The sequence below is a fragment of the Salmonella sp. SJTUF15570 genome, assembly GCF_043357055.1.
Classification (GTDB): domain Bacteria; phylum Pseudomonadota; class Gammaproteobacteria; order Enterobacterales; family Enterobacteriaceae; genus Salmonella; species Salmonella enterica.
The window spans coordinates 165,109-188,623 of sequence record NZ_JBEUKJ010000008.1 but is presented as its reverse complement, the minus strand read 5'-3'; the positions used below and the strand labels follow the sequence as shown (position 1 = coordinate 188,623).

Genomic DNA, 23,515 nt, shown 5'->3' with positions numbered 1-23,515 from the left:
ATTTCTTGCAATTACAGCACTTTATGCGGGCCGAAGCATTCGTAATGAATGTTTTCGTGATTCACGCCAAGGGAAACCAGTTGTTTTGCGGCAAACTGCATAAAGCCTACCGGGCCGCAAAGATAGAACTGCATTGCCGGATCGCTGATCGCGGCTTCCAGTTTGCTTAAATCCATCAGCCCTTCGCTGTCGAAGAGGCGTTGGGTGCGATCGGCCTCGGTCGGCTCGCGGTACCAGGTATGGGCAGTGAAACGCGGCAGTGTACGGCCCAGCTCGCTCACTTCGTCGGCAAACGCATGAACGTCGCCGTTCTCCGCCGCGTGGAACCAGTTCACCTGCGCGGTATGCTGTCCTTTCGCCAGCGTATCGAGCATCGCCAACATCGGCGTCTGGCCGACGCCAGCGGAAATCAGCGAAACGGGGGTATCAGCGGCGACATTCATAAAGAAGTCACCTGCCGGCGCAGCCAGATGCACCACATCGCCTACGCTGGCGTGATGGTGTAACCAGTTTGATACCTGGCCGCCGTCTTCACGCTTCACGGCAATCCGGTACCCTTTGCCATCGGGTTTACGGGTCAGTGAATATTGGCGGATCTCCTGATGCGCAAAACCTTCCGGCTTCAGCCAGACACCCAGATACTGCCCGGGACGGTATTCCGCCACCGTACCGCCGTCGACCGGTTCAAACTCAAAGCTGGTGATCAGTGCGCTACGCGGGGTTTTCGCAACGATGCGGAAGGGGCGCGTGCCTTCCCAGCCGCCGTCTTTGCTGGCGTTCTCGTGATAAATCTCGGCTTCCCGATGAATAAAGACGTTAGCCAGTACGCCATAGGCTTTGCCCCACGCGTCCAGCACTTCCTGGCCTGGGTTGAACATTTCGTCCAGCGTCGCCAGCAGATGCGTCCCGACGATGTTGTACTGCTCCGGCTTAATCTGGAAGCTGGTGTGCTTCTGCGCGATTTTTTCTACCGCCGGCAGCAACGCCGGTAAATTTTCGATATTGCTGGCGTAGGCCGCGATAGCATTAAACAGGGCTTCGCGCTGATCGCCGTTACGCTGGTTGCTCATATTGAAGATTTCTTTGAGCTCCGGGTTATGCGTAAACATACGGTCGTAGAAGTGGGCGGTCAGTTTCGGTCCTGTTTCAACCAGCAGGGGAATGGTGGCCTTTACTGTAGCGATGGTTTGTGCGTCAAGCATACGTGCTTCCTTTATGTGAAAATCTAATGATGTATATCAAATGCATCTTATAAAAATACCCTTGCATTGTAAATGGATCTTCTCTGCTTTACGTTATGGATGTAACAACGTGAAAAATCTGCATCACAAAGCTGAAAAGAAATCCGTTGAAATTCGTCAGGCTCTCGTTCAGGAAACCCTTATCTGACGCATAGGTAATCGTTTGCGTAAAAACCTTTGTCAAGACCTGTTATCGAAGAATGATTCGGTTATACTGTTGGCCGAAGTCCCACGGACTGCCTTTTCAGGCACAAATTTTATTGTTAGCTGAGTCAGGAGATGCGGATGTTAAAGCGTGAAATGAACATTGCCGATTATGATGCCGAATTGTGGCAGGCTATGGAGCAGGAAAAAGTACGTCAGGAAGAGCACATCGAACTGATCGCCTCCGAAAACTACACCAGCCCGCGCGTGATGCAGGCGCAGGGGTCTCAGCTGACCAACAAATACGCTGAAGGATATCCGGGCAAGCGCTACTACGGCGGTTGCGAATACGTTGATGTCGTTGAGCAGCTGGCTATCGACCGCGCGAAAGAACTGTTCGGCGCCGACTACGCTAACGTGCAGCCGCACTCCGGTTCTCAGGCTAACTTCGCTGTTTACACCGCGCTGCTGCAACCGGGCGATACCGTTCTGGGTATGAACCTGGCGCAGGGCGGCCACCTGACTCACGGCTCCCCGGTTAACTTCTCCGGTAAACTGTACAACATCGTACCTTACGGTATCGATGAGTCCGGTAAAATTGACTATGACGAGATGGCGAAGCTGGCCAAAGAGCATAAGCCGAAGATGATTATCGGTGGCTTCTCTGCCTACTCCGGCGTGGTTGACTGGGCAAAAATGCGTGAAATCGCTGACAGCATCGGCGCATACCTGTTTGTCGACATGGCGCACGTGGCGGGCCTGATTGCCGCAGGCGTTTACCCGAACCCGGTTCCCCATGCTCACGTTGTCACCACCACCACCCACAAAACCCTGGCGGGTCCGCGCGGCGGCCTGATCCTGGCGAAGGGCGGCGATGAAGAGCTGTACAAAAAACTGAACTCCGCCGTGTTCCCAAGCGCGCAGGGCGGCCCGCTGATGCACGTGATCGCGGGTAAAGCGGTAGCACTGAAAGAAGCGATGGAGCCGGAGTTCAAAGTTTACCAGCAGCAGGTGGCGAAAAACGCCAAAGCGATGGTAGAAGTGTTCCTGAACCGCGGCTACAAAGTGGTGTCTGGCGGCACTGAGAACCACCTGTTCCTGCTGGACCTGGTGGATAAAAACCTGACCGGTAAAGAAGCTGACGCCGCGCTGGGCCGTGCTAACATCACGGTGAACAAAAACAGCGTGCCGAACGATCCTAAGAGCCCGTTCGTGACCTCCGGTATCCGTATTGGTTCTCCGGCGGTTACTCGTCGCGGCTTCAAAGAAGCGGAAGTGAAAGAGCTGGCTGGCTGGATGTGTGACGTGCTGGACAACATCAATGATGAAGCCACCATTGAACGCGTGAAAGCGAAAGTACTGGATATCTGCGCCCGCTTCCCGGTTTACGCGTAAGCGTTTGTGTTGTGTAAATGTCCCGATGGCGCTGCGTCTGTCGGGCATTACTTATGCGCCATAACGTGACGCCGCCGGAAGTCATTATCCGGCGGCGTTGCCGTTTGAACTTCTCCCTCCGCCTGTTAACCTTATGTTACCCTTGCCAGCGCAACCGTTTACCGCCAGACTATCGCCTCCAAACGGGAGGGAATCATGGCATTGCATTCCACGCGCTGGCTGGCGCTCAGTTATTTCACCTACTTCTTTAGTTACGGTATTTTTCTGCCCTTCTGGAGCGTCTGGCTCAAAGGTCTTGGGCTAACGCCGGAAACCATCGGTCTTCTTCTGGGCGTGGGTCTGGTCGCGCGTTTTCTCGGTAGTCTGCTCATTGCGCCTCGCGTAAGCGATCCTTCGCGGTTGATCTCCGCGCTGCGCGTACTGGCATTGCTGACGCTGGTATTTGCGCTGGCATTTTGGGCAGGAACGCATGTCGCGTGGCTAATGGTGGTGATGGTTGGGTTTAACCTCTTCTTTTCACCACTGGTGCCGCTGACCGATGCGCTGGCCAATACCTGGCAAAAGCAAATTACCCTGGACTATGGTCGGGTGCGGCTGTGGGGGTCCATCGCCTTCGTGATAGGGTCGGCGCTGACCGGTAAGCTGGTGAGTTTATACGATTACCAGGCGATTCTGGCGCTACTGACGCTCGGCGTCGCCTCGATGTTGCTGGGTATGTTGTTACGTCCCAGCGTGCCGCCGCAAGGGGAAAGTCGTCAGCAGGAGAGCGCAGGCTGGCCCGCCTGGCGTACGCTGGTGGCACAAAGTTGGCGTTTTCTGGCCTGCGTCTGTTTGCTGCAAGGGGCGCACGCCGCCTACTACGGTTTTAGCGCCATCTACTGGCAGGGGGCTGGCTATTCAGCATCGGCGGTCGGCTATTTATGGTCGTTGGGCGTGGTGGCGGAAGTGATCATTTTTGCCCTGAGTAAAAAGCTATTCCGCCGGTTTAGCGCCCGCGACTTGCTGTTGCTTTCCGCTGTGTGCGGGGTGGTACGCTGGGGACTGATGGGCTGGAGTACGGCGTTGCCGTGGCTGATTGTGATACAAATCCTGCACTGTGGCACGTTTACCGTTTGCCATCTGGCCGCCATGCGCTATATCGCTGCGCGTCAGGGAAGCGAGGTGATTCGTTTGCAGGCCGTCTATTCCGCTGTGGCGATGGGCGGCAGCATCGCGATTATGACGGTATTTGCCGGTTTTCTGTATCAACATCTGGGCGGCGGCGTGTTCTGGATTATGGCGCTGGTGGCATTGCCCGCTATCTTCCTTCGGCCCAAAGTGGTTGCCGCGTCATGATTCCAGGATCTTGCGGATCTGCTGCTGCTGGTGCGCTGTGAGGGTGCGATCCGCATGAATTAACGGCGGTGAGAAGAGCGGTAGCGGCGTGGCGTAAGGGGTAACAATCAGCGCTACGCCGCGCGGGCATCCCTCTTTTTGAAACGCCTGGAGCGATATCCGTCTGATATTCAGCGGCAATAGGGTCAGTTCACGCAGTTGCTGCTCAATATGCGTCTCCAGCGCATCATTTTTATCTGCTAACAATACGATCTGTCTCTCATGCAAATCGTTATCCTGCATTAGCCAGGCGCCGAAAATCACTGCCACCAGCCCCGTCTCTTCCTCGGAAAAGTGGATACCATATTCGGCTTCAAACCCGGCGAGCGCCTCACGTGTGGTGCGAACCAGACGCGGATAAAGACGGTTAAACTCTTCCGGAAGCGTATTATCGATGCCAATCGTGAATAAACTTCGGTTCAGCGCCTGGGCGAGATGGACATACAGCTGATCGTTAAGCCCTTGTTCGTCGCTGAAGCGTACGTTCCCTTTTTCTCGAAAGCGCAGCACCAGCCGCGCCACTTCCAGTCGCAGTTGCTGCGCCCGTTGATGCGTGTCGCGAATCGGGTCGGGGAGGCGAATCATTGAAAACAGTAACGCCATAAACAGCGCTTCATTGAGCGGTGCGGCCTGCATCACGTGGCGCTGCCAGTGACGACCAATTTCCTGGGCGAGTGGATATTCCGCGCACGACTGCGCCCAAATCTGCTGCACAGGGTTGAATTCCGGGGTGATGCCGGCATGGTGTTGTAGCAGACAATACTGTAAAAAGAGACGCAGGAACTGCACGTCGCGATGTTCAAATGGTTTTTGCAACCGGCGGGCGCACAGATTGATGAGCGCGTGAAGATTAATATCATCATACAGCGGACGCGCGATACCGCGCTGTTTTAGCGCGTTTTTTAAGGCCGGGGTAAACTGTTGCGTGACGAAGGTCGGGCATAAACGCAGGCCGCGCCTGAGCCAGTGTAAAAGGCAAAGGCGCTGATCGAGTGCTGTACCTTCGATCCGATAGCAACCGTTCTGGCATGTTGTGATGGCAAGGCGATGATAGCGCTGGATCTCCAGGCTTGTCTCAGTGATATCCTCACGGGCAGTATCATCATCAACGCCATTAAGCGCGCTGAAGATTTCCACCGTGGCAATTGGCTCCGGCTGGAAAAGCGTCAGCAATACCTGACAGCGGCGCTGGGGAGCGGAAAGTACAGATGGTGGGGCAATTGTCGGCATCATCTGTCAGGTCTCCCGTTAGTTTGTCTGGTAAGGATAGCTAAAGTTTGCGCGTGAAAAATGTGATAAGCGTGCTTTTAGGCCAGGAATGCTGAGGAACGTCACAGAATTTTTATCGCGAGGAACAGATGAAGCCAGTGAAACGCAGCGCCTTAACACTATTTCTTGCCGTTTTATCTTTCGTGGCGGCGGCGCATCCGCACAGCTTCATCCGTCTGCAAACGCAGGTGGTCAGTGAAAATGAGCAATTTGTGGCGTTAAAAATGCGCTGGACAATGGACGCGCTGACGTCCGCAGATCTGCTGTATGACGCCGGAAACGCGGCACCGGGGTCAGAAATATGGAAAAAGTTGGCGGCGGAAGTGATGGCTAACGTACTTGGGCAGCACTACTTTACAGAAGTGTGGCGCAATGGCGCGAAAGTGAAGTTTAAAAACAGGCCGACAGAATACGGTATGACGCGTGACGCGCATCAGGCGGTATTGACCTTTACGCTGCCGCTGGCTGAACCGCAGCCGTTAAGCGGACAGACTTATACCTTTTCAACGTTTGATCCCTCTTATTATGTCGATATGCATTATGACCAGGACAGCGATATCACGATGCCGGAACCGCTGCGCGAAAAGTGTCGGATTCAGGTTTATACTCCTGCGCCCGGCGAAGAGACACTACGTTTCGCCCAGTCGCTGGATAAAGAGGACGCGCCGCCGGAGGATATGGATTTAGGTAAACAGTTTGCCCAAACGGTGACCTTGCAATGTCAGTAATTTTTTCTCAACGCACTCCGGGGCGGCGCTGGCTCTCGCTGTGGCCATTGGCGTTATTCCTGCTGCTGATGCTGGTTGGCGGTCTGTGGATATGGCAGGCCTGGCCGCAGGTGATGTTGAAAAGCGCTCTTTGGCAGCGGGACGTGAATCAGCAGTTGAGCGCGCTGCTTAACGCGGTGTCGACGCATCCTGAGCGGGCGGGCAGATCGTTGCTTCTGCTGAGTTTTATGTATGGCGTGCTTCATGCGCTGGGGCCGGGACACGGCAAAGTGGTGATCGCGACATGGCTGGCGACGCATCCTTCGAAGCTGAAATCAAGTATCGTGTTAACCCTCGCCGCCGCGTTATTACAGGGGTTCGTGGCTATCGGGTTGGTGGTGGGCGTGCTGACCGTATTGCAACTTCCGGCCAGGCAGCTCCATCTGAGCGGCTTCTGGCTGGAAAAGGGGAGCTATGCGTTAGTTGGCGGGCTGGGCATTTTGCTGTGCTGGCGGGCCATAAAAAGGTTACGCGCGCTGCTACGTAAACCTGTCTTTATCGCTTTTACGCCGCGCCATGTTCACCATGAAAAATGCGGCTGCGGACATCAGCATCTACCGACGCAGGAACAATTGCATAGCGGCGATGACTGGCGCGCGCGATTCATGATCGTACTGTCTATGGGGATGCGGCCCTGTTCCGGCGCGATAATGGTGCTGTTATTCAGTAAAGTGATTGGCGTTTTTAGCTGGGGAATGGCGTCGGTACTGGCGATGGCGGCGGGAACCTCGCTAACGATTACCTCGCTGGCGTTGCTGGTACACACTTTTCGTGCTCTGGCGGTGAAGCTCAGTGGAAACAAAGCGCCAGCGTTATGGCGGCAGGTAGGCTGGTCAACGCTGGCGCTGGCCGGAGGGGTCATACTGCTTGTTGCGGCGCTGGTCATGTGGTTTAGCGTGCCGCAGCCTGTGGGCGGGCTGCGGCCATGGCGTGGTTGATTAGTGCCCGGCGGGTTTGAGATGCATCCGCGCGACGGATTCGTCTTCGGCCCAGTAAATGCGTTCGGCGACCATCGCTTCCGGATTGAGCTGAACGCCGCGCAGTACCCGTTCTTTAAAACGCAGGTAGCCGCCTTTGTCGATCAGATGGCCCATATGGAGATAGATCGGTTTTCCGCCGAGCATCTCTTTTTCAAATTCATACAGGTTAACGATCACCTGCTTTATCACATCTTCAGTCACCCAGTTGAGGAAGAGCTTGCCGACGCGCGGCGTCTTTTTACTGGTGCGTCCGCCCAGACGGACTTGCCAGAGCTGATCCGGCTTACGTTGCCAGGCCAGCGTCGGACAGGCCAGCACGCACTCGCCGCAGCCGATACAGGCGGACTCTTCTTTGACCGCTTTGCCGTTCTTCAGCGCCAGGCAGCCTACCGCGTGGTGACTACAGGCCTTCACGCAGGCGCCGCAACCGATACAGCGATCGGCAGTGAAGCGCATTTTCGCCACGCCAATAATTCCCAGATCGGCCATTGACGCCTTCGCGCAATCATTCGGGCAGCCAACGATGACCGTTTTGAGATGATAAGGGCTGGGATAGACCAGTTTTTCAAGACGACGGGACAGACCGGTCGTGTCAGTGTTGGCTTTCTGGCAAATGCGGTTCCCCTGACAGGCGACAATATTTCGCCCGCCAATAGCGAGATAGCCCGCTTTGGTATCCTCAACCTGGACGTCGCACAGTTCTATTTCAATCTCGCGAAGAAACGGCTCCAGCGCAGCGTTCACGTTGTCGATATCTTCGTAACGGATACCCGGCATCGCCAGCTTCTGGCGGGTAGTGAGGTGAATTTGTCCGTTGCCCCAGGTTTCGGCGATGTCACGCGCCACCGTTAGCAAATGCGCAGGCAAAATACCACCGGGAATGCGGACGCTGATCATGGCTTCGCCGCGCACTTTTGACAGGCGATATTCGTTTTTCGCACGGGCTTTAATGATATCAATATCAATGCTCATGATGTTCTCCTTAATCGGCAAAACGTTGCGCGACAGCGTAGTTAAATATCGGGCCGTCGGTGCAGACATACACTTCGCCCATACGGCAGTGGCCGCACTTCCCGACGGAGCAGGCCATCCGGCGTTCGTAGTCCACCCAAATTTGCTCCGGCTTGAGCCCTTTTTGCAGCAGCATTTTTACGGTAAAGGTAATCATTATTGGCGGCCCAACGACGATGGCCTGCATGGTGTCGATATCGCTAAGCGTCATGTCGGCAAGCCGATCGGTCACCCGACCAATCTGGTAACGGTCATCAGCCTCGCCTTCATCCAGCGTGAGCACCAGATTATGTTTGCCGCGCCACGTCGCCATTTCTTCTTTGTACAGCACGCAATCGCGATTTTTATAGCCGAGAATCATATCCAGTTGACCAATTTCCTGGGGATTCTCAACGAAATAGCGCATTAAGCCTTTCACCGGCGCGACGCCCGTGCCGCCTGCGACAACCAGTAAGGGTTTATGGCGCAGCGTATCGACCGGATAGCCATTGCCATAGCAGCCGCGTAGCCACACGTTGTCGCCTTCTTTCAGCGTAAAGAGGGCGCTGGTCACTTTTCCGACATTACGGATCAGCAGATCTATCCAGCCGTCGCCGTAGTCGGAAACGGAGATGGGCGCTTCGCCGACGCGCGGCAGCGACACCTCAACAAATTGCCCCCAGTGCGCAGGAAAATCGACGGCCACGCGGAAATTCCACTCCAGCGGCGTGTGGCGAGTAATACTGAGGATGCGGTACGCCGCAGGCAGCAAACTGTGCTGCGGTTTATCATGACAGGAACAATGTGACATGCGTTATGCCTCCTCTGCCAGCGCCTGCCGAACGGCAGCGGTCATTTTATTGATAATCAAAGAAAATTTGATGTATTGCGGGCAGCGATCGTCGCAGCGGCCGCAGCCGACGCACATATGTTCAATGCCGTTGCGCGCTTTGTAGTCATTGACCTTATGCAGGGCGCGGTAGCGCAGACGCTCGCCGGGTTTTTCGCGAAAACCATGACCGCCGGCCATGTCGCTAAAGCCCGGCACCATGCAGCTTGCCCACTGGCGACGGCGTTCGCCGCGCTGCGGATTTTCATCATAGGCGATGTCAAAGACGCTATAGCAGGTACAGGTTGGGCATCCGGTAGTGCAGCGGCCACAACTGATGCAGCGGCTGTCGTAGGCGTCCCATAGCGGATGGCGGGTGAGAATGTCGCGAATTTTTTGCGGATCGCGGCAAACGCTGTCCGGCGTGACGACGGTTTCCCGGTTTTCGCTGACGAAAGAGGGGGTATAGTCAGCCTCCTGCCCCAGCCCTTGTATCGCCGCCTCGATAAAGGGATCGCGGATGCTGACAAGCGCGCCCTCATCGCTAAAACGCATGGCGGCGCTATAACAGTCAGTTTTATTAGTACCCATTGAGACGCAGAAACAATTTTCGAAGCTTTCTTCACACTCAATAAGGACGAAACGAATATGCTCCCGTAGCAGTTGATAACTGTAATCGGAATTATTCCCATTTGATAAATACATATAATCCAGCCGCGACATGGCGTTAATGTCGCAGGCGCGGGCAAAGATGATTATCGGGGAAGTGTCTGTCTCGGCAATTTGGATGGTGTCTTTATCGAAATAAAAGAGCGTTTCGGTGATAGGGGCAATTATGGTATTCGGCGACATGTGCGATTTCTCGTGCCAGATGAGATCGCGCCAGCCGCTAATCCGTTGATAAATAATGTTGTCAGTGTCGGAAAAACGTCCGCCGCGAAACTCTGCGGACGGGGCAAACACGCGCCATTTTTTGTTTAATCGCTGGATAAGCAAACTAAACTCGTCAGGCGTAATTTTGATAGCCATCACATACTCCACAGTAATATTCAGGAAAAACAAATGAAAATAAATTGTTATAAAAATCAGTTGAATATTACTGTTACGCTAGCGCTAATCCACTGCCTTCGCTAACGGGAAAAAATGGTTTTTACTATCGGTATAATAAATATATTCTTAATCATAAAATATGCATATATACAGCGTCGCGCTATTTAGCGGATAGCGCGGTCTGAATAAATTTAATCATTGCATCACGGTAAAGGTTTGCATAACGTCCGGAAAAAGCATCAATGTGATCGCCGTCAGGAATGAAGATTTTTTGTTTGGGCTCCCGGGCGAGGGCATACAATTTCTCACTGTCCTGCCAGGGAATAACATGGTCTGCCGTGCCATGAAGAATCAATACCGGAATGGGGCTGACGCTGGCGATATTGCGATCCGCGCTATAGCGGTCATCAAGCAAATAGCCGCTGCCCGGGATCATCTGGTTGGCGATGGAGGAATAGGATAAAAACGTTGAGTCGAGGATAATCGCACGTATCCCCGCCTGGTCGGCGTAGCGCATATTTGCGCAGCCTACGCAGTGGCCTACGGCGGCCAGCACATTATTACCGCCCAGGCTCTGCCCCAGCAGTATCAGGCGCTCGGGGTTAACGTCGGCACGATGCCGCACATAATCTATCGCGCTTTTCGTATCGTCCAGTAGCCCTTCTTGTGATGGGGTACCCTCAGATTCGCCAAAACCACGGTAATCAAACATAAACAGGTTTACGTTGCGTTCTGGCAGCCAACTGACTAACGGCCAGTGCGCCGACATATTTCCGGCGTTGCCATGGACATGAATCACCGTCGCGACGGCGTTTTCCGGCCTGCCGAAAGCAGTGGGAATAAACCAGCCGTGCAGATGCGTGCCATCTTTGGCGGTAAAGGTAATGGATTCAGCTTCGGCAGGGGTTGGTCCATAGACTTTATTGTCCGGGTAATAAAAGGCATTGATCGCTACGCGGGGTAGCAGGTAAATACAGACCACAATAATAAACAGAATAAAAAGGGATTTGACGATGCGTCGGGTATGTTGAAGGGTCATGTTCGCTTCCTTGCCGCTTTATGCCAATAGCGGAGCAGGGAGCGATCGTACAAAAACATGCAGGCAAGTAAAGCGATGAGGCTGTGTTTAGGAAAAACGCCTGAAAAGGCACGGCGGATGAGTGGCCCCATCCGCCGAAGAGACTTAGCGCTTCAGCGCATCGCTCAGTTCGTCGCGCATATTCGCCAGCATGGCTTTAACGACGCGCGGATTCCCCGCCACGATATTACCGGTCATCATGTAGTTATGACCGCCGGTGAAATCGCTGACGATACCGCCCGCTTCACGAACCAGCAGTTCGCCCGCTGCGAAATCCCACGGACGAAGGCCAATTTCAAAGAAACCATCGACACGACCTGCAGCCACATAGGCCAGATCCAGCGCGGCGGAACCGGTGCGGCGGAAATCGGCGCATTCGGTGAACAGCTTGCCGATAATATTAATGTAGGTGGTCGCGTATTGTTTGGCTTTGAACGGGAAGCCGGTAGCGAGAATAGTGCCGTCCAGATCGCGAGCGGTACTGCCGCGCAGACGGTAGCCGTTCAGCTGCGCGCCCTGACCGCGGGTGGCGGTGAACAGTTCGTTACGCATCGGATCGTAAACGACAGCCACTTCAGTACGGCCTTTAATGCGTACGGCAATGGAAACGGAGAAGTGTGGCAGACGTTTGATGAAGTTGGTGGTGCCATCCAGCGGATCGATAACCCATTGAACATCCTGATCTGTGCCAACGTGCTCACCGCTTTCTTCGGTGATAATAGTGTGTTGCGGGTAAGATTTGCGAATGGTGTCGATAATTACCGCTTCAGCGGCCTTATCTACATTGGTCACAAAATCGTTACTGCCTTTTTGGCTCGCTTCTACAGCGTCCGGAGTTTCATAGTTTTTGGCAATTACATTACCCGCCTTGCGCGCTGCGCGCACGGCGATGGTCAGCATCGGATGCATCGGTCTCTCTCACTGGATGTTAAAGAACGGGAAAACGGCGCAGAGTATAGCAGCGAGATCGGAATCTGTCTTGGTTTTATGGTAAGATGTCAGAATAATCTTTAGCTGAAGAAAGACAATGCTGCAAAACATTCGAATTGTGCTGGTGGAAACCTCCCACACCGGCAATATGGGCTCTGTGGCTCGCGCTATGAAAACCATGGGCTTAACTAACCTGTGGCTGGTAAACCCGTTGGTGAAACCGGACTCCCAGGCCATCGCCCTGGCGGCGGGCGCCAGCGATGTGATCGGTAATGCGCAGATCGTCGATACGCTGGATGAAGCGTTGGCTGGCTGTAGCCTGGTGGTCGGCACCAGCGCCCGTTCCCGTACTTTGCCGTGGCCGATGCTTGATCCGCGCGAGTGCGGCTTAAAAAGCGTGGCGGAAGCGGCAAATACGCCGGTTGCGCTGGTTTTTGGTCGTGAGCGTGTCGGGCTGACTAACGATGAGTTGCAAAAATGCCATTATCACGTCGCGATTGCCGCTAACCCGGAGTACAGCTCGTTGAATCTGGCGATGGCGGTACAGGTCATCGCGTATGAAGTCCGTATGGCCTGGCTGGCGACGCAGGAAAACGGCGACGCGGCAGATCATGAAGAGACGCCGTATCCGCTGGTGGACGATCTTGAACGTTTCTACGGCCATCTGGAGCAGACGTTGCTCTCCACTGGCTTTATTCGCGAAAACCATCCGGGGCAGGTGATGAATAAATTGCGCCGTCTGTTTACCCGCGCCCGCCCGGAAAGCCAGGAGTTGAATATTCTGCGTGGGATTCTGGCGTCTATTGAGCAGCAGAATAAAGGCAAGTAACCGCGTCAATACCGCACGGAACGCTAAATACCTGACTAATTTACTCAAGTAAATAGTTGACCAAATTACTCGGGAATGTCAGACTTGTCCCTGCTATGCAATACCCCCATTTTACAATAAAAAACCCCGGGCAGGGGCGAGTTTGAGGTTAAGTAAGACATGAGACTGACATCTAAAGGGCGTTATGCCGTGACCGCAATGTTAGACGTTGCGCTCAACTCCGAAGCGGGCCCGGTACCGTTGGCTGATATTTCTGAACGTCAGGGGATTTCCCTTTCTTATCTGGAACAGCTATTTTCCCGTTTACGTAAAAACGGTCTGGTTTCCAGCGTACGCGGGCCGGGCGGCGGTTATCTGCTGGGTAAAGATGCTGGCAGTATCGCGGTCGGCGAAGTGATCAGCGCGGTTGATGAATCCGTTGACGCGACCCGTTGCCAGGGCAAAGGCGGCTGCCAGGGCGGCGATAAATGCCTGACCCATGCGCTGTGGCGTGATTTAAGCGATCGTCTGACCGGTTTTCTCAACAATATTACTTTAGGCGAGCTGGTGAATAACCAGGAAGTTCTGGATGTGTCTGGTCGCCAGCACACGCATGACGCGCCGCGCGCCAGTGGTCGTGCGCAGGACGCTATCGACGTTAAATTACGCGCTTAATTAAAATATTACGCCATCTCTTCTGGCGGCCTCATGCGGTGAATGCCGCGGTCGTCTGAAGGATGAAGCGTAAAAAAGAATTCAGAATCAGGCCGGGACGCGGACGTCCCGTCAACACGGTCGTACATCCAGCCGGTTGCCTGATTCCTTGCATTGAGTGATGTACGGAGTTTAAGAGCAATGAAATTACCGATTTATCTCGACTACTCCGCAACCACGCCGGTGGACCCGCGTGTTGCCGAGAAAATGATGCAGTTTCTGACCCTGGACGGAACCTTTGGGAACCCGGCGTCTCGTTCACACCGTTTCGGCTGGCAGGCTGAAGAAGCCGTCGATATCGCCCGCAACCAGATTGCTGAACTGGTCGGCGCCGACCCGCGTGAAATCGTCTTTACCTCAGGGGCGACGGAGTCCGATAACCTGGCGATCAAAGGCGCTGCCAACTTTTATCAGAAAAAAGGCAAGCACATCATCACCAGCAAGACCGAGCACAAAGCGGTGCTGGACACCTGCCGTCAGCTTGAGCGCGAAGGGTTTGAAGTGACCTACCTGGCACCGCAGCGCAACGGCATCATCGATCTCAACGAGCTCGAAGCAGCGATGCGTGACGACACCATTCTGGTTTCCATCATGCACGTGAACAACGAAATCGGCGTGGTGCAGGATATCGCGACCATCGGCGAAATGTGCCGCGCGCGCGGTATCATCTACCACGTTGACGCCACCCAGAGCGTGGGCAAACTGCCTATCGATCTGAGCCAACTGAAAGTGGATCTGATGTCCTTCTCCGGTCATAAAATTTATGGTCCGAAAGGCATTGGCGCCCTGTATGTGCGTCGTAAGCCGCGTATTCGCATTGAAGCGCAGATGCATGGCGGCGGGCACGAACGCGGTATGCGCTCTGGTACTCTGCCTGTCCACCAGATCGTCGGCATGGGCGAAGCTTACCGTATCGCGAAAGAAGAGATGGAGACCGAAATGGCCCGTCTGCGCGGTCTGCGTAACCGTCTGTGGAACGGTATCAAAGATATTGAAGAAGTTTACCTGAACGGCGACCTTGAGCAGGGCGCGCCAAACATTCTCAACGTGAGCTTTAACTACGTTGAAGGCGAGTCGCTGATCATGGCGCTGAAAGACCTGGCGGTCTCTTCCGGTTCCGCCTGTACATCCGCCAGTCTGGAACCGTCCTACGTGCTGCGCGCGTTGGGCATGAATGACGAGCTGGCGCATAGCTCTATCCGTTTCTCTTTAGGTCGTTTTACCACTGAAGAAGAGATCGACTACACCATTGATCTGGTACGTAAATCCATTGGCCGTCTGCGTGACCTTTCTCCACTGTGGGAAATGTACAAGCAGGGTGTGGATCTGAACAGCATCGAATGGGCACATCATTAATCGGTATCGGAATCAGGAGAATTTATAATGGCTTACAGCGAAAAAGTAATCGATCACTATGAGAACCCGCGTAACGTAGGGTCGTTTGACAACAACGACGATAACGTGGGAAGCGGCATGGTTGGCGCTCCGGCCTGCGGCGACGTCATGAAGTTGCAGATTAAAGTTAACGATGAAGGTATCATTGAAGACGCGCGCTTCAAGACTTACGGCTGCGGTTCCGCTATCGCCTCCAGTTCTCTGGTAACGGAGTGGGTGAAAGGGAAATCCCTGGACGAAGCGCAGGCGATTAAAAACACCGACATTGCAGACGAACTGGAGCTGCCGCCGGTGAAAATTCACTGCTCTATTCTGGCGGAAGACGCGATTAAAGCCGCTATTGCGGATTACAAAAGCAAACGCGAAGCGAAATAAAATAGAACGTTAACATTGAGGTTTTGTTATGTCGATTACACTTAGCGACAGTGCAGCAGCGCGAGTTAATACCTTCCTGGCCAACCGTGGTAAAGGGTTTGGTCTGCGTCTGGGCGTGAGAACCTCCGGCTGCTCAGGTATGGCTTATGTACTGGAATTTGTTGACGAGCCAACGGCGGAAGACACCGTGTTTGAAGACAAAGGCGTTAAGGTAGTGGTTGACGGCAAGAGCCTGCAATTTCTGGACGGTACACAGCTGGACTTCGTAAAAGAAGGTCTGAACGAAGGGTTTAAATTCTCCAACCCGAATGTGAAAGATGAGTGTGGTTGCGGCGAAAGCTTCCACGTGTAACCGTGTTCCGCTGTTATACCGAGCATTCGTGCTGCAGAAAAGCGGCAATCGAGTGAATCCCCAGGCGCTTACTTGAGTAAATGACTGGGGGAACCCGCGCAGACAACGCATCTGCGGCGCGAAGTAAGAAGGTATAACCCCACCGTGGTCGCCTGCGTGTGGGGTTTGTTCTGACAGGCTATCCCTGAGAATGTTATGGATTACTTCACCCTCTTTGGCTTACCAGCCCGTTATCAGATTGACACCCAGGCGCTGAGCCTTCGTTTTCAGGATCTGCAACGCCAGTATCACCCTGACAAATTTGCCAACGGCACCCAGGCGCAGCAGCTTGCCGCCGTCCAGCAATCCGCCACGATCAACCAGGCCTGGCAAACGCTGCGTCACCCTTTGACGCGCGCGGAGTATCTGCTCTCCTTACACGGGTTCGATCTGGCCAGCGAGCAACATACGGTACGCGACACCGCGTTTCTGATGGAACAACTCACGCTTCGCGAAGAGCTGGACGATATCGAACAATCAAAAGACGACGTGCGGCTGGAAAGCTTCATCAAACGCGTACAAAAGATGTTTGATGCTCGTCTTCAGCAAATGGTGGAACAGTTGGACAACGCCGCGTGGGACGCGGCGGCGGATACGGTACGCAAACTGCGGTTTCTCGATAAACTGCGAAGCAGCGCAGAACAACTCGAAGAAAAGCTGCTCGATTTTTAACTGGAATCTAACATGGCCTTATTACAAATTAGTGAGCCTGGTCTGAGCGCCGCGCCGCATCAGCGTCGTCTGGCGGCGGGCATCGACTTAGGCACTACCAACTCTCTGGTTGCGACGGTTCGCAGCGGCCAGGCGGAAACTCTGCCTGACCACGAAGGGCGCCACCTGTTGCCTTCAGTGGTTCACTATCAGCAGCAGGGCCATACGGTCGGTTACGCTGCGCGCGACAATGCCGCGCAGGATACGGCCAACACTATCAGCTCTGTGAAACGCATGATGGGACGCTCGCTGGCGGATATCCAGGCGCGCTATCCGCATCTGCCTTACCGGTTTAAGGCAAGCGTTAATGGGCTGCCGATGATTGACACGGCGGCTGGATTGCTCAATCCGGTACGCGTATCGGCTGATATTCTCAAAGCGCTGGCCGCGCGGGCTAGCGAATCGCTCTCCGGCGAGCTGGATGGCGTGGTGATTACCGTTCCCGCCTATTTCGATGATGCCCAACGTCAGGGGACGAAAGACGCCGCGCGGCTGGCAGGCCTGCATGTGCTACGCCTGCTCAACGAACCGACGGCGGCGGCGATTGCCTACGGTCTGGACTCAGGCAAAGAAGGCGTTATTGCTGTTTACGATCTCGGCGGCGGTACCTTCGATATCTCTATTTTACGCCTGAGCCGCGGGGTGTTTGAAGTGCTGGCGACGGGCGGTGATTCTGCGCTCGGCGGCGACGACTTTGACCATCTGCTGGCGGACTATATTCGCGAGCAGGCGGGAATTGCCGATCGTAGCGACAATCGCGTTCAGCGCGAACTGCTGGATGCCGCGATTGCGGCGAAAATCGCCTTAAGCGATGCCGATACCGTTCGCGTTAACGTTGCGGGCTGGCAGGGGGAGATCACTCGCGAGCAGTTTAACGATCTCATTTCCGCGCTGGTTAAGCGCACGCTATTGGCCTGCCGTCGCGCATTGAAAGATGCCGGCGTTGAGCCCCAGGACGTTCTGGAAGTGGTCATGGTCGGCGGTTCGACCCGTGTACCGCTGGTGCGTGAGCGGGTGGGCGAATTTTTTGGCCGCACGCCGTTAACCGCTATCGACCCGGATAAAGTGGTCGCTATCGGCGCAGCGATTCAGGCCGATATTCTGGTCGGCAACAAGCCGGACAGCGAAATGCTGCTGCTGGACGTGATTCCACTCTCTCTTGGGTTGGAGACGATGGGCGGCCTGGTGGAAAAAGTCATTCCGCGCAACACCACTATCCCGGTGGCGCGCGCGCAGGATTTCACCACCTTCAAAGACGGTCAGACTGCGATGTCTATCCATGTGATGCAGGGCGAACGCGAACTGGTGCAGGACTGCCGTTCGCTGGCGCGCTTTGCGCTGCGCGGGATTCCGCCGCTGCCGGCGGGCGGGGCGCATATTCGCGTGACCTTCCAGGTAGACGCCGATGGCCTGTTGAGCGTCACCGCAATGGAAAAATCCACCGGCGTCGAGGCCTCCATTCAGGTCAAACCTTCCTATGGCCTGACCGATGGCGAAATCGCCTCGATGATCAAGGATTCCATGAGTTTTGCCGAGCAGGACGTGAAAGCGCGTATGCTGGCGGAGCAAAAAGTCGAAGCCGCGCGCGTGCTGGAAAGTTTGACCGGCGCGCTAACTGCCGACGCCGCGCTGTTAAGCGCCGCAGAACGTCAATGCATTGATGATGCCGCCGCACATTTAAGCGCGGTCGCACAAGGCGATGATGTTGACGCCATAGAACAAGCCATTAAAAACGTAGATAAACAAACCCAGGAATTTGCCGCTCGCCGCATGGACCAGTCGGTTCGTCGCGCGTTGAAAGGCCATTCCGTAGACGAGGTTTAACATGCCGAAGATTGTTATTCTGCCTCATCAGGATCTTTGTCCGGATGGCGCAGTTCTGGAAGCTGAGACCGGTGAAACCATTCTTGACGTTGCGCTGCGCAACGGCATCGAGATTGAACACGCCTGTGAGAAATCGTGCGCCTGCACCACCTGTCACTGTATTGTACGTGAAGGCTTCGACTCCTTGCCGGAAAGTTCGGAAGAAGAAGACGATATGCTGGATAAAGCGTGGGGGCTGGAGCCGGAAAGTCGACTGAGCTGCCAGGCCCGCGTTACCGACGACGATCTGGTTATCGAAATTCCACGTTACACAATCAACCATGCGCGTGAGCATTAACAGAGGGTAGTATGGGACTCAAGTGGACCGATAGCCGCGAGATCGGTGAAGCGTTATACGACGCATATCCTGATGTCGATCCTAAAACCGTTCGTTTCACCGATCTGCATCAGTGGATCTGCGAACTGGACGATTTTGACGACGACCCTAACGCATCCAATGAAAAAATTCTGGAGGCGATTCTGCTAGTCTGGTTGGATGAAGCAGAGTAAGTCAAATAACGGGCTGCCCTACGGCGGCCCGTTTGCTAATAAGGAAAATAACAATGACAGAAGCCATGAAAATTACGCTTTCCACGCAGCCTGCCGATGCGCGCTGGGGCGATAAAGCCACTTACAGTATTAATAACGACGGTATTACCTTGCATCTTAACGGTAAAGACGATCTGGGGTTGATCCAGCGTGCGGCGCGTAAAATCGACGGCCTGGGAATAAAACAGGTCGCGCTGACAGGCGAAGGATGGGATACCGAGCGTTGTTGGGCATTCTGGGCGGGTTACAAAGGACCAAAAGGCGTCCGTACCGTAATGTGGCCGGATTTAGACGATGCCCAACGTCAGGAGCTGGATAACCGCCTGACCATTATTGACTGGGTGCGCGACACCATTAATGCTCCGGCGGAAGAGCTTGGGCCGGAGCAACTGGCGCAGCGCGCGGTGGATCTGCTGTGCAGCGTCGCGTGCGATAGCGTCACTTATCGTATCACCAAAGGCGAAGATCTGCGCGAGCAGAACTATATGGGGTTGCATACCGTAGGCCGTGGTTCTGAGCGTCCGCCAGTGCTGCTGGCGCTGGATTACAACCCGACGGGAGACAAAGATGCGCCGGTTTATGCTTGCCTGGTCGGTAAAGGTATCACCTTTGACTCCGGCGGCTACAGTATCAAGCAAAGCGCTTTTATGGACTCAATGAAATCCGATATGGGCGGCGCGGCGACAGTAACGGGCGCGCTGGCGTTCGCTATTACCCGTGGGCTGAATAAACGCGTAAAACTGTTCCTGTGCTGCGCCGATAATCTGATCAGCGGCAATGCGTTTAAACTGGGTGATATTATTCGCTACCGTAATGGTAAGAATGTCGAAGTCATGAATACCGATGCGGAAGGGCGACTGGTACTGGCGGATGGCCTGATTGACGCCAGCGCGCAACACCCGCAGCTAATCATTGATATGGCGACGTTAACTGGCGCGGCGAAAACGGCGCTGGGTAACGACTATCATGCGCTATTCAGTTTTGACGATACGCTGGCGGGGCGCTTGCTGACCAGCGCGGCGCAAGAGAATGAACCGTTCTGGCGTCTGCCGCTGGCGGAGTTCCACCGTAACCAGCTGCCGTCTAACTTTGCGGAACTGAACAACACCGGCAGCGCGGCGTATCCCGCCGGGGCAAGCACCGCCGCGGGTTTTCTGTCGCACTTTGTTGAAAATTACCGCGAAGGCTGGCTGCACATTGACTGTTCCGCCACTTATCGCAAAGCGCCGGTTGAGCAGTGGGCTGCCGGGGCAACCGGTCTGGGTGTGCGCACCATCGCGAATTTGCTGACCGCCTGAACGGTGTTTTTGTAGGCCGGGTAAGCGAAGCGCCACCCGGCATTTTGCCTGATGGCGACGCCGTGCGTCTTATCAGGCCTACAACCCATATACATAATTTGTGATTCCTATGTCCGAAACTAAAAATGAATTAGAAATCTTGCTGGAGAAAGCGGCGACTGAGCCCGCGCATCGTCCGGCATTTTTCCGTACCTTACTGGAGTCCACCGTCTGGGTGCCGGGCAGCGCTGCCGAAGGCGAGGCGATTGTGGAAGACAGCGCTCTGGATTTGCAGCACTGGGAAAAAGAAGACGGCACGACCGTCATTCCCTTCTTTACTTCTTTGGAGGCGCTGCAGCAGGCCGTGGAAGACGAACAGGCGTTTGTGGTGATGCCAGCGCGCACGCTGTTTGAAATGACGCTTGGCGAAACGCTATTCCTCAACGCTAAATTGCCGACCGGCAAAGAGTTTATGCCGCGTGAAATCAGCCTGCTTCTCGCTGAGGAAGGCAGTCCGTTAAGTACGCAGGAAGTGCTGGAAGGCGGCGAGTCGCTTATTTTATCCGAAGTGGCCGAGCCGCCGTCGCAGATGATTGATTCCCTCACTACGCTGTTTAAAACTATCAAACCGGTGAAACGCGCATTTCTCTGCGCGATTAAAGAACATGCGGACGCCCAACCCAATCTGCTGATTGGCATTGAGGCTGACGGCGAAATTGAAGAGATCATTCACGCAGCGGGCAATGTGGCGACCGACACGTTACCGGGTGACGAACCGATCGATATTTGTCAGGTGAGGAAGGGCGAGCAGGGTATCAGCCACTTTATCACCGAGCATATCGCGCCGTTCTACGAGCGCCGCTGGGGCGGGTTCCTGCGCGATTTTAAACAGAACCGCATCATCTGAAGAAAAGAAAGCCGCCCAACAGGGCGGCCTCCTGGCTTACCTGCTCTGGACGTTGAGCGTTACGGGAACAGAATTACCTGGGTGGCTTCTGTCTGCGTGAAGACACAACGTGCCAGAAACAAGAAGCACGACACAAAAGTATCGTACCTTCATGTTGCGGTCCTTGCGAAGACCGCATCACGGCAGCACCGCTGGCGATAATGCCGTGATAGCAGGCACTACGGTGTGCCTGCGCTTACGGCCATGGGTTATCCTCTCCTGAAGCCAGCGCCCGTTTGCGAGACGGCGGAAAGGGCCGGGAAAGATAATACCTCAAATGTTGAATAGTTTCCCGGTAAATCATATTGACATTTGCTCCCTTAAAAGGGAGTATTAATCCCCTACGGTGTGCCTGCGTTGCTATGGCAACAAAGCCTGCTGGAAAGGCCGCGAACCGGACCAGCACAAAAAAACCGCTCAATTGAGCGGTTTTTTTGTGACCTGCTTAAACCGAATTTATGTAGATTCGTTTTACATCAGCCTGAACGGTAGGCCGGATAAGCGTGAGCGCCACCCGACATCATGTCGATTAATCGACGAGCGCGTCCAGTTTTGCCCAAAACGCCTCATGATAATCCTCCAGGTCAAGTAAAGCGGCATCGCGTTTTTCATTCATTTTTTGCTGTGCCTTCCATTGCGGAAGATGTAAATCCTCTTCGGTAAAGCCGATGTCTTTAGCGCCCGAAATAATATTATAGAGATATTCCACCAGAGAAGACTCCGCCAGCCAGAACTCATTACGTTCCATGCGGGCAATAGGGTATTCGCCGTTGGCATCCCGTTCTGTGATATAGATAAAAATGGCCTGATCGCCGACATGATCGATACGAATTAATGCCGGAAGACGGGGATCGTTACTCCAGACAGGCATCAGATCTTCAATATCAATACCTGAGCTATCCATGCCAGCGCCGTAATACGCCTCTTCATCAGGGGAGTAAGAATGAATTACTCCCTCTTTATCAATAGATCTTTGTAATGTTTCAATCACAGGCATATTATAATTGCTAAGTAGATCGCGGTCGTAGGCCAGTAGCGCCTTCAGGCTTTCAGGCAACTCAGTGGTTTCCGTATTTTGCGGATCGCGATACTTACGCACTCGCAGACGACTTATTTCCTCGGCAGGCATAGAATTAGGCACCTTATTACGGTTAACCTTTTTAACCAACTCAATTAAATTAGCGAGTAAAATATCCATTTTCCATCCTTAAAAATTATCTTTACAGGAGTTATTTCCCGGTGAAAACCAAAACAGCGGTGATGATACTCCTTATACCCGGCGTAAAGTATTTACCGATAAAAAATAGGATTTTATTAAGAGAAAATAATGCCCGTTTGCAGGACAGCGGAAAAGAGCTGAATAAAAACAATGTCTGTAGATCGTTTTACATCAGCCTGAACGGTAGGCCGGATAAGCGTGAGCGCCATCCGGCATGGCGGATATTAAGCGGGTTCAACCGGTAAATCGGTACGCGCGCCCCATTCGCTCCACGCGCCGTCGTAAAGCGTGACGTCAGGCACATCCAGCGTGGCGAGCGCCAGCACCACGACCGCGGCCGTCACGCCGGAACCGCAGCTGGCGATAATCGGTCTGTCGAAACTCACGCCGTGGCTGAAAAAAACCTCATTCAGTTCGTCAGTGGTCTTTAATTCGCCCTCATACACCAGTTCCGTCCACGGGACGTTTAGCGCGCCAGGAATGTGTCCGCGCCTCAGTCCCGGACGCGGTTCATCAGCCTGAGCGTTAAAACGTGCCGCCGGACGCGCGTCAACGATTTGCGCGGTTTTTTCATGACTTGCCAGCAATACGTCGGTGAGACGCACCACGGCTTGCGGCGCGAATTTCGCCTCAAACTCGCCTCCTTCATGCGCTTCTTCGCCTTCGCGCAATAGCCATTCGTCGCGCTGCCAGCCCGCCAGTCCGCCCGCCAGAATGGACACTTTCTCGGCACCGAACGTGCGCAGCATCCACCATGCCCGCGGAGCGGAGAACAGATTGCCTTCATCGTATATGACCAGGTGTTTATCCTGGCGAACACCCAGTTCACGCATGGCCACCGCAAACGCTTCCGGGCGCGGCATCATATGCGGCAGCGGCGATGCGCGATCGGAAAGCGCTTCAATATCAAAAAACAGCGCGCCGGGAATATGTCCGGCGCGATATTCGCCCGCCATATCACGATGTTCCTGTCCCGGCGGCGCCATACGGGCGTCAAGAATCTGTATTTCCGGATCATCAATATGTTCGGCAAGCCAGTCGGCGGCGACAAAAAAGGCGGTGGTCATGGGCATCTCCATTGTTACCTGATTATGGTCAAATTGTCGGACGTTTCCCGAAAAGGGACAAGTAGAAGAGGCTGTTTTGGCTGGCGAAACCACATTTCTGCGTAAAATTTTCGCATCATCACAGTAATACGGACTTACACAATAAAATTTCTC

At 54.3% G+C, this 23,515-nt stretch carries 26 protein-coding genes; 16 read left to right on the top strand and 10 right to left on the bottom strand.

Annotation, left to right across the window (positions count from 1 at the left end; translation table 11 throughout):
* Positions 1–11 precede the first annotated feature (11 nt).
* Positions 12–1,202, bottom strand: a complete 1,191-nt coding sequence (gene hmpA / locus ABVN44_RS17175) for an NO-inducible flavohemoprotein (protein WP_023232557.1) — start codon at positions 1,200–1,202, stop codon at positions 12–14.
* A 324-nt stretch (positions 1,203–1,526) separates the two neighbouring features.
* On the opposite strand from hmpA, the gene glyA reads away from it, so the two are divergent.
* Entirely contained in the window at positions 1,527–2,780 is a 1,254-nt protein-coding gene (glyA, locus tag ABVN44_RS17170) for a serine hydroxymethyltransferase (protein WP_000919178.1), read from the top strand.
* A gap of 195 nt (positions 2,781–2,975) precedes the next feature.
* On the top strand, positions 2,976–4,115 hold the full coding sequence (locus ABVN44_RS17165; protein ID WP_001173729.1) for a 3-phenylpropionate MFS transporter: 1,140 nt from the start codon (positions 2,976–2,978) through the stop codon (positions 4,113–4,115).
* Here ABVN44_RS17165 and csiE read toward each other — a convergent pair.
* A complete protein-coding gene (gene csiE, locus ABVN44_RS17160; protein WP_000982962.1) occupies positions 4,110–5,387 on the bottom strand; it encodes a stationary phase inducible protein CsiE in 1,278 nt (425 codons plus the stop codon). The genes ABVN44_RS17165 and csiE overlap by 6 nt on opposite strands.
* 125 nt (positions 5,388–5,512) lie before the next feature.
* Here csiE and ABVN44_RS17155 point away from each other — a divergent pair, with 125 nt between their 5' ends.
* On the top strand, positions 5,513–6,151 hold the full coding sequence (locus ABVN44_RS17155; RefSeq protein WP_000805728.1) for a DUF1007 family protein: 639 nt from the start codon (positions 5,513–5,515) through the stop codon (positions 6,149–6,151).
* Entirely contained in the window at positions 6,142–7,128 is a 987-nt protein-coding gene (locus ABVN44_RS17150; RefSeq protein ID WP_023232556.1) for a nickel/cobalt transporter, read from the top strand. Before ABVN44_RS17155 ends, ABVN44_RS17150 begins: the two co-directional genes overlap by 10 nt.
* Here ABVN44_RS17150 and asrC read toward each other — a convergent pair whose 3' ends face one another.
* The 5 genes from asrC to suhB all read right to left on the bottom strand — a co-directional run bounded on the left by asrC (position 7,129) and on the right by suhB (position 12,026).
* On the bottom strand, positions 7,129–8,142 hold the full coding sequence (gene asrC, locus ABVN44_RS17145; RefSeq protein WP_000020685.1) for a sulfite reductase subunit C: 1,014 nt from the start codon (positions 8,140–8,142) through the stop codon (positions 7,129–7,131).
* Between the two features lie 10 nt (positions 8,143–8,152).
* Positions 8,153–8,971 (bottom strand): anaerobic sulfite reductase subunit AsrB, encoded by an 819-nt coding sequence (gene asrB, locus ABVN44_RS17140; protein WP_000017587.1) that lies wholly within the window; start codon positions 8,969–8,971, stop codon positions 8,153–8,155.
* 3 nt (positions 8,972–8,974) lie between these two features.
* Entirely contained in the window at positions 8,975–10,018 is a 1,044-nt protein-coding gene (gene asrA, locus ABVN44_RS17135) for an anaerobic sulfite reductase subunit AsrA (RefSeq protein WP_023232555.1), read from the bottom strand.
* 181 nt (positions 10,019–10,199) lie between these two features.
* On the bottom strand, positions 10,200–11,078 hold the full coding sequence (locus ABVN44_RS17130) for an alpha/beta hydrolase (protein WP_023138115.1): 879 nt from the start codon (positions 11,076–11,078) through the stop codon (positions 10,200–10,202).
* 144 nt (positions 11,079–11,222) lie between these two features.
* Positions 11,223–12,026, bottom strand: a complete 804-nt coding sequence (suhB, locus tag ABVN44_RS17125) for an inositol-1-monophosphatase (RefSeq protein WP_000553473.1) — start codon at positions 12,024–12,026, stop codon at positions 11,223–11,225.
* A 118-nt stretch (positions 12,027–12,144) separates the two neighbouring features.
* Here suhB and trmJ point away from each other — a divergent pair, with 118 nt between their 5' ends.
* From trmJ to sseB, 11 genes are all read left to right on the top strand, one after another.
* On the top strand, positions 12,145–12,876 hold the full coding sequence (gene trmJ, locus ABVN44_RS17120) for a tRNA (cytosine(32)/uridine(32)-2'-O)-methyltransferase TrmJ (RefSeq protein ID WP_000940032.1): 732 nt from the start codon (positions 12,145–12,147) through the stop codon (positions 12,874–12,876).
* Positions 12,877–13,035: 159 nt separating this feature from the next.
* Positions 13,036–13,530 carry a Fe-S cluster assembly transcriptional regulator IscR gene (gene iscR, locus ABVN44_RS17115; protein ID WP_001241346.1) on the top strand — a complete coding sequence of 165 codons (495 nt, stop codon included), beginning with the start codon at positions 13,036–13,038 and terminating at the stop codon, positions 13,528–13,530.
* Positions 13,531–13,710: 180 nt separating this feature from the next.
* A complete protein-coding gene (gene iscS / locus ABVN44_RS17110; RefSeq protein WP_000775263.1) occupies positions 13,711–14,925 on the top strand; it encodes a cysteine desulfurase in 1,215 nt (404 codons plus the stop codon).
* Between the two features lie 27 nt (positions 14,926–14,952).
* Positions 14,953–15,339 carry a Fe-S cluster assembly scaffold IscU gene (gene iscU, locus ABVN44_RS17105; protein WP_000331704.1) on the top strand — a complete coding sequence of 129 codons (387 nt, stop codon included), beginning with the start codon at positions 14,953–14,955 and terminating at the stop codon, positions 15,337–15,339.
* Between the two features lie 28 nt (positions 15,340–15,367).
* The gene (iscA, locus tag ABVN44_RS17100) at positions 15,368–15,691 is read left to right on the top strand and encodes an iron-sulfur cluster assembly protein IscA (protein WP_000028952.1); all 324 of its coding nucleotides are present in this window, start codon (positions 15,368–15,370) and stop codon (positions 15,689–15,691) included.
* Between the two features lie 195 nt (positions 15,692–15,886).
* The gene (gene hscB / locus ABVN44_RS17095) at positions 15,887–16,402 is read left to right on the top strand and encodes a co-chaperone HscB (protein WP_000384398.1); all 516 of its coding nucleotides are present in this window, start codon (positions 15,887–15,889) and stop codon (positions 16,400–16,402) included.
* 12 nt (positions 16,403–16,414) lie between these two features.
* Positions 16,415–18,265 (top strand): Fe-S protein assembly chaperone HscA, encoded by a 1,851-nt coding sequence (gene hscA, locus ABVN44_RS17090; RefSeq protein WP_001196653.1) that lies wholly within the window; start codon positions 16,415–16,417, stop codon positions 18,263–18,265.
* Between the two features lies 1 nt (position 18,266).
* On the top strand, positions 18,267–18,602 hold the full coding sequence (gene fdx, locus ABVN44_RS17085; protein WP_001124466.1) for an ISC system 2Fe-2S type ferredoxin: 336 nt from the start codon (positions 18,267–18,269) through the stop codon (positions 18,600–18,602).
* A gap of 11 nt (positions 18,603–18,613) precedes the next feature.
* The gene (iscX, locus tag ABVN44_RS17080; protein WP_000523621.1) at positions 18,614–18,814 is read left to right on the top strand and encodes a Fe-S cluster assembly protein IscX; all 201 of its coding nucleotides are present in this window, start codon (positions 18,614–18,616) and stop codon (positions 18,812–18,814) included.
* 53 nt (positions 18,815–18,867) lie between these two features.
* On the top strand, positions 18,868–20,151 hold the full coding sequence (pepB, locus tag ABVN44_RS17075) for an aminopeptidase PepB (protein WP_000133541.1): 1,284 nt from the start codon (positions 18,868–18,870) through the stop codon (positions 20,149–20,151).
* A 109-nt stretch (positions 20,152–20,260) separates the two neighbouring features.
* On the top strand, positions 20,261–21,037 hold the full coding sequence (gene sseB, locus ABVN44_RS17070) for an enhanced serine sensitivity protein SseB (protein WP_001533245.1): 777 nt from the start codon (positions 20,261–20,263) through the stop codon (positions 21,035–21,037).
* A gap of 36 nt (positions 21,038–21,073) precedes the next feature.
* On the opposite strand, the gene timP is transcribed toward sseB, so the two are convergent.
* Both timP and ABVN44_RS17060 read right to left on the bottom strand, forming a co-directional pair.
* The gene (gene timP, locus ABVN44_RS17065) at positions 21,074–21,190 is read right to left on the bottom strand and encodes a small toxic inner membrane protein TimP (RefSeq protein WP_353647394.1); all 117 of its coding nucleotides are present in this window, start codon (positions 21,188–21,190) and stop codon (positions 21,074–21,076) included.
* Between the two features lie 415 nt (positions 21,191–21,605).
* Positions 21,606–22,274 (bottom strand): DUF5066 family protein, encoded by a 669-nt coding sequence (locus ABVN44_RS17060; RefSeq protein ID WP_023232554.1) that lies wholly within the window; start codon positions 22,272–22,274, stop codon positions 21,606–21,608.
* 41 nt (positions 22,275–22,315) lie between these two features.
* Between ABVN44_RS17060 and ABVN44_RS17055 the strand changes: the two genes are divergently transcribed.
* Positions 22,316–22,540 carry a hypothetical protein gene (locus tag ABVN44_RS17055; protein WP_001533267.1) on the top strand — a complete coding sequence of 75 codons (225 nt, stop codon included), beginning with the start codon at positions 22,316–22,318 and terminating at the stop codon, positions 22,538–22,540.
* Here ABVN44_RS17055 and sseA read toward each other — a convergent pair.
* Complete coding sequence (sseA, locus tag ABVN44_RS17050) at positions 22,520–23,362, bottom strand: 3-mercaptopyruvate sulfurtransferase (RefSeq protein ID WP_000205241.1); 843 nt, start codon at positions 23,360–23,362, stop codon at positions 22,520–22,522. The genes ABVN44_RS17055 and sseA overlap by 21 nt on opposite strands.
* Between the last annotated feature and the right edge of the window lie 153 nt (positions 23,363–23,515).